Source organism: Rickettsiales bacterium, assembly GCA_025210695.1.
In the GTDB taxonomy this organism is placed as follows: Bacteria; Pseudomonadota; Alphaproteobacteria; order Rickettsiales; family CANDYO01; genus CANDYO01.
Window position 1 is genome coordinate 83,032 of sequence record JAOARE010000036.1, and the last position, 6,364, is coordinate 89,395.

Here is a 6,364-nt window from a genome sequence, read left to right on the forward strand (position 1 = left end):
ATGACAAATAAAAAAAAGAAAAAAATATTATCTTACAAAAAAGTTAGAGAAAGTTTTTCTGGATCTAGCAAATATCCAGGTTTTCAAGCAAGAATGATGGCATCATTAATTGACTTAACCTTAATTGCTCTTTTATTTTCACCATTATTTATGTTATTAGGTAATTTAGTCTATGGTGATTCGGCTCCATCTGAAATGATTCGTCATGCTGTATTTGATATGATTGAGGTAAATAAAGATACGGGCATGAAGCCAGACTTTATAGCTTTCATAAGTACTAATCCAGAATATAGTGACTATTTCTTTAAACAATATGGGCTAATCAAAATGGTTCTTTTGCAACTTTCTCAATTAATAGCTATTATGGTTGTTGTGATGGTGTTTTGGTTTAAGAAACAAGCAACTCCTGGAAAAATGTTGTTATCGATGAAAATTGTTGATGCAAAGACTTTAGGCAAGCCGAGTAGCAGACAATTGATTATTCGTTTGGTTGGTTATATTATATCTGTAGTGCCAGTATTTTTAGGGGTGATATGGATAGTATTTGATAGTAGAAAACAAGCTTGGCATGATAAAATTGCTAATACTTTAGTTATAAAGGTATAAGAATGAAAAAGAACCTTATTTTAGTATCTTGTTTCTTAAGTAGTATTCTTATAATCTATCTAGGGTATAATTTTATGTATCAGGCAGCAGTACCAATGCAGAGTTTCTCTAAATCTCGTCTAAGCAGTGACCTTAGGAAGGATATGATAAAAAAGAATATCTGGTCTCCAGATTGTCCAGTTTCTTTAGATCGATTAAATATTCTAAAAATATCTTATATAGATTTTGAAGGTAATGAACGTCAGGATGGAGAGCTTGTAGTACATGATGTAGTGGCAGATCATGTTCTGGCGATATTTAAAAACTTATATGAAAATAAATTTCCTATTTTTAATATGAATTTAATAAATGATTATGATGGAGATGATCAAAAATCTTTGGAAGCTAATAATAGTTCTGCCTTTAATTGTAGAGAAATTATAAATGGCAATCGTATGTCTATTCATGCATATGGATTGGCAATTGATGTTAATCCGATGCAAAATCCTTATTTGGTGACTGAATATGAGCCAGGAAAAACCAGCGTTGAGGTTTTTCCCCCTCAAGGTATGGAATATATCAATAGGAGTAATGTTCGTGAAGGTATGGTGGAAACTGTATTGAATAACACTAATAAATCTACAGTAGTTGATATTTTTCGTAAGAACGGTTTTACAGTTTGGGGAGGATATTGGAATTACCCTATAGATTGGCAACATTTTCAAGTTACTCGTGAACAAGCTGAAGCCATTACTAACCTTTCTTATGAAGAAGGTGTGGCATTCTTTAATAATCTTATATCTAGAAAAAAGTAGTTTTTTAAGAAAATACATTATTTTTATTGAATAGCTCTAATTTTTCTTAAATCACAGTATCCAACGAATAGACTACATATTCCACAAAACATAGAAAAGTCATATCCAGTTTTTAGTGTAATACCCTCACAGAGTCCAAATAGAAAAGTTACCGGAAGAGGAGCTATAGTAAACTAACTTGATTTAAGGATTTAGATATGTCGTATTATAAAGTAAAAACATCAGAAAAAGATGATAGTAATGATATATAAGATTGAGAAATAGCTAAAAAGCTGCAGCTTCGTCGTTTTTGCTTGATAAGAATGCTGTTTTAGATAGTGGATAAGATATAAGAATAAAGATTATTTAGTGTCTAAAGCTTAGAGTTTATAGCAAAAGTTAAATATGGATGGAGAAAAAGCAAGAAAATATTATCAAAGAATGAATATTATTGTATAACACATCAACAACAAAGCTTTTATCTGTTGACAAGTTAATAAATTAACTATATAGCTTTCTTGAGCTAAGATGCATTAACTAATAACGTTCTTGGTTTTTAATTTATAATACATTATTAAACCTTAATAAGGAAAAAGTTATGACAGAATTAAATACTTATAAAGTAGAAGCAACAGCAATAATAAAAAACTGTTTTTTGAATTATGCTGATGAATTAAAGGAACGTACTTTTACTGATGTGGCGGAGCCACTCTATGTAAAAATGATTATGGGTGCAGATTCTTTGGATCAATTACATTCTGTTGTTAGCAGCCTTAGCGATAATAATTTATACCCATTTCCTCATGAATGCACTTCAGATTTATCAGGCTTAGTACAAGATTTATATAGCACATTAGAGACAAGCTCAACCCAAATTTGGTATGGTGAGTTCTAGAATCTAGAGCAACGACTAAGGTAGAACGAAAAACTAGGTTTGTAAATTTGAGATTAAACCAGAACAAAACATCAAACCAAGTAGTTGGAGGAATTAAATCGTCACTAGCAGATGAGTTTCCTATATATAAATCTATGACCTTTGATCGAAGCACCTAATTTGCTAATCATCAAGATCTAGGAATCGATACTTATTTTTGTAATCCTGGCTCTCCACGGCAAAAAGGATTTGTTGAGAATATGAACGGCAGAATAAGAAAATTAATACTAAAATATACAAGACCTTATTTTCTAAAGCAAAAAGATCTTGATCGGATAGAAGATATATTGAATAATACGCCCAGACAAGTGCTTGGATTTAAAACCCCTCACGAGTTGTTTTACGCCAGTTTATCTAACGCTCCACCGGACTTGTTGCGCTAGATTCTAGACACCACCTGCTGTTAACTTATTTTTATAGGTTGACAATGTCATCTCTCCATATAGATCACTAAATCAAGTTAGTTTGCTATAAGTGAATTTAGGGTGTTTTGCTTCTTGCATGGATGATACCATTTGGCGTGCTCAAAATAGCTAAATTTGTATAAGATATTCTTATAATAACTACTAGCGTTATAAAGAATACGCCTCCCAGGATTCTAAAAAGAATAGCAGGTATGAATTCATTATAAGTATTATGGTCAAGGAGTAAAAATAGAGCTTTAACTTGCGAAATTTCAGTTTTGTTATCTCTTGTTTTGTTCATCAAGCATAATTTTTTCATGCATGTGGGCAATGTCTAGTATCATCTGTTCTAGAGTGAAGTTATTCATAAATATATCATAAGCATTTTCTGTCATAGTTTTCACTTTGTTAGGGTTTTCTTTTGCCCATTTAAGATGTTGTTCTATTTGTTTTATAACATCGTCAGCAGACTTATCTGTATTAATATAAAGGAAGTTATCACCAAAATTTTTGATTAAAAATGGATGCATATCACTAATTCCCAATGCGCCAGAAGAGGAAGTTTCAAACACTCTGCTGCTTGGGGTTCCGCTCTTTATATGCTGATTGCTGTGGAGCATTAAGCTAATTCCATGTTCACGTATAATATCAACCACTGCTGAGCTGGATCCTTTAAAAAATCCTCTATAGGCATTTCCTGCTAATTTTTCCCAAGAGCTTGGTGGACCATAAAACACAGCCTGTCCTTTTTCTGCTAAGGTTTTAAAAATTTTATTAAACTTGTCGCCTTTTCTTTTTTTATCCCAATTTGATCCCATATATACAATTTGTTTAGGCTCAACTTCAACAAGAGGTTGGCTCTGCGCAGATGAATATCCTTTGAATCCATAGAATTTATGCCCCTTAGATTCAATATATTTTTTAAATAAGCTAATTTCTGGGGTGGAGATTATAAAGCCGTCAAATAGTTTAAATTCAGGATATTTATGTTCTTTAAATTGTGGAGTGAAGCTAAAGAATCCACTAAAATAAGTATTTATAGGATGGGCAACTAAGCCATAGGTTTTATATGGTAGCCTAACATTTCTAAGGCCTATATCTGATCGCCAATTGTTAGTGAGAATGAAATCAGGATCGATTTCTTTTATTTTATCTTGATTATTAGTTAGCTCTTCAAAAATATGTACTTCCCAACCAAGATTATTACAGGCTTCTATCATTCTAAATCCAGCCTCTCTATCTGCTGTTGCTCCTTCTGCAGTAATAATAAAGACAATTTTATACTTGTCTTTTATTGTGGTGTTTCTATATTCTGCTGAGTAATCTTTTTGCGAGTCTTCCTTAGAGTAATAATAAATAATGCCTTGTCGTGAGGCATAAGCTGCTGCGATATATATTATAAATAAGAGTGCTACGAATAAAATAAATTTGATAGCTTTCATAATAGTCTTTTATATGTTGATTGATTATGTATAATGATAGTGAAATATTATATTACTGCAACTGCTATTAAATCAATAAGAGTTATAATTTATGCGTAAGAGAAATTGGGTTTGTTTATCTATATTTTTATTGGCTTGTATAGTTATATTAAAGGTGCATTTTTATGGTGCAGATATTTCCTTATATCCGGTAAAAAATACAGGGCGCAGCTATAGTTCTCAAAAGATATGGCTTATTTCATATGCTAATAAAGGAATTTATATTCAAAATCAGACAAATTTTGTGGCATCTGCAGCAATGCATCAAGTTTTTGATGTTATTATACCTTATCAGCACCATCATATAGAACCTGATTATTATGAGAATCATAAAGATATCCTGTCGCAAAGAAGAGGTGCAGGATTTTGGTTGTGGAAGCCTTATCTTATATTAAAGACACTGAAGATGATGCCTGAGAATGATATTTTACTTTATGCAGATAGTTCAGGAGTGTTTAGAGATGGAATCTATGACTTATTAGACTTAGCAAAAGAAAATGATATTGTATTATTTCCTAATTTCCATACTAATCGTGGGATGATAAAAAGATCTGTAATTGCAGCGATGGCTAATGATGATGACTCATATTTAGATAAGATTCAGTTGGATGGCAGTATAATTTTGTTACGTAATACAGAAAAGTCTAGAGCTTTTATAGAAGAATGGCTTAAATATTCTGAGGATCCAGATCTTATAACAGATCTTCCGAGTAAAGACGAATATTCAGATTTTAAAGATCATCGCCATGATCAAGCTATTTTGAGTGTTCTATATCATAATAATTCACAAGATGTTCATTTATATGACCCATATCCTGCAAGAATGGAATCATTCATTACAACCAGAAGAAGAAATCCCTGTAGCATGCTTCCAGTTACATTTAATACTCAAACAAAGTTTAGTTGGTTAGATGGTGTAAAATATCGTTCAATAATTTGGCTGATTGGTTGCCAGAGGTTTAAAGGATATTAGATTATTTACAAGTTAGCGTATTTATATAAGTTTTGGCCATTAACAGCTTAATCTATCTCATAGGTTATAATTCATACAAATAGATTCTATTGTAAAGGTCTCAGAAAATCGTTACACTATAGTTAGTGAGTTTACTTTGCTAAAAGGAGAAACATCATGTCGGGTGAATCAGATAATGCTTCTAATCGTGATGTTAGCGATAAAAGTAGAGAATCATCTTTAAAAAGTCTTTTTGGTGCCGTTGAAGAAGGATCTATTGCTTCTACAGAAGATTTAACTGATGATGAGAGTGTAAGAAGCAATAGTTTTAGTGATGACTCAGATATTTTAAGTGTTAGTTCAAATGATGGAAGCAAGACTAGCAAGAATGAGGTTGAAGACAAAAAACTTGCAAATTGCATAGCACTATTACGAATAGTAAATGATTTTGTTTTTGATGAAAGAGAAATAGCAGAAGATAAAAAATCTCAGACCAGAAAAAATGATGAAAGTAGATATCAATCTTTAAAAGATGCAGCAAATAATGTTATTGCTAAATATGATGAGAAGATTTCTAAGTATGGTACAAATTTAGAGAGATATTTGAACTTTATTGAAAGTATAACAGCTGTTGGTAATGATATTACTAGCGAAAAAATAAAAGAATTAAGTAAAAATCTAGAACCTGAGAAAAAAACCGGTCGATTGGCTAGAAAGGCAATGAAAGTTCGTAGAGCTGTTATGGGATTTTCTGCTGGTTTCGTTTTAAAGAATAAAGACATTAGTAAGTATAACAAGCTAAGTAAAAGCGAAAAGACTAAAATAAAACTAATTAAAGAATTAGTTGAGTTAGAAAAAAATCAAGAATCTTCATCTGAAGATAAACAGAAAAGATATGCAGAGATTAATAATTCATTTAGAGCTATAGATTCAAAAGATAAGCGTATAGAAAAAAAAGAAACATTAAGAATACTTGCAGGTCAGATGGAGAAAAAGAAGTTGTTTTCTAGAGATACTGCCAGTCGGCTTGGAGATAAAGTAGTACATCCTTATAGAAAAATTATAAATAAAAATGACTTATCTGATTCAGATAAAACAATAAAAATAGGAAAAAAAATTGCTGAGAAAACTGCTCAAGGAGGAAAATCAGCAACAAAGAAAATAGGTAAAATTGCTCTAGAAACCGGGCAGTCTATGATTAAACATTCAGTTAA

At 31.3% G+C, this 6,364-nt stretch carries 6 protein-coding genes; 5 read left to right on the forward strand and 1 reads right to left on the reverse strand.

The features are described 5' to 3' along the window. The 3 genes from N4A31_06085 (at position 1) to N4A31_06095 (ending at position 2,274) form a co-directional block, all read left to right on the forward strand. Positions 1 to 606, forward strand: a complete 606-nt coding sequence (locus N4A31_06085) for an RDD family protein (GenBank protein ID MCT4635788.1) — start codon at positions 1 to 3, stop codon at positions 604 to 606. Between the two features lie 2 nt (positions 607 to 608). Then, on the forward strand, positions 609 to 1,400 hold the full coding sequence (locus tag N4A31_06090) for a M15 family metallopeptidase (GenBank protein MCT4635789.1): 792 nt from the start codon (positions 609 to 611) through the stop codon (positions 1,398 to 1,400). Positions 1,401 to 1,977: 577 nt separating this feature from the next. Then, positions 1,978 to 2,274, forward strand: a complete 297-nt coding sequence (locus N4A31_06095) for a hypothetical protein (GenBank protein MCT4635790.1) — start codon at positions 1,978 to 1,980, stop codon at positions 2,272 to 2,274. 724 nt (positions 2,275 to 2,998) lie between these two features. Here N4A31_06095 and N4A31_06100 read toward each other — a convergent pair. Beyond that, positions 2,999 to 4,159, reverse strand: a complete 1,161-nt coding sequence (locus N4A31_06100) for a glycosyltransferase (protein MCT4635791.1) — start codon at positions 4,157 to 4,159, stop codon at positions 2,999 to 3,001. A 91-nt stretch (positions 4,160 to 4,250) separates the two neighbouring features. Here N4A31_06100 and N4A31_06105 point away from each other — a divergent pair, with 91 nt between their 5' ends. Both N4A31_06105 and N4A31_06110 read left to right on the forward strand, forming a co-directional pair. Next, complete coding sequence (locus tag N4A31_06105; GenBank protein ID MCT4635792.1) at positions 4,251 to 5,171, forward strand: hypothetical protein; 921 nt, start codon at positions 4,251 to 4,253, stop codon at positions 5,169 to 5,171. Between the two features lie 156 nt (positions 5,172 to 5,327). Further along, positions 5,328 to 6,364: hypothetical protein (locus tag N4A31_06110; protein MCT4635793.1), on the forward strand; the 1,037-nt coding region annotated here is incomplete at its 3' end.

Coding starts and splice junctions, on each gene's coding strand:
- N4A31_06085 (MCT4635788.1), top strand. CDS start 1: ATGACAAATAAAAAAAAGAAAAAAATATTATCTTACAAAAAAGTTAGA.
- N4A31_06090 (MCT4635789.1), top strand. CDS start 609: ATGAAAAAGAACCTTATTTTAGTATCTTGTTTCTTAAGTAGTATTCTT.
- N4A31_06095 (MCT4635790.1), top strand. CDS start 1,978: ATGACAGAATTAAATACTTATAAAGTAGAAGCAACAGCAATAATAAAA.
- N4A31_06100 (MCT4635791.1), bottom strand. CDS start 4,159: ATGAAAGCTATCAAATTTATTTTATTCGTAGCACTCTTATTTATAATA.
- N4A31_06105 (MCT4635792.1), top strand. CDS start 4,251: ATGCGTAAGAGAAATTGGGTTTGTTTATCTATATTTTTATTGGCTTGT.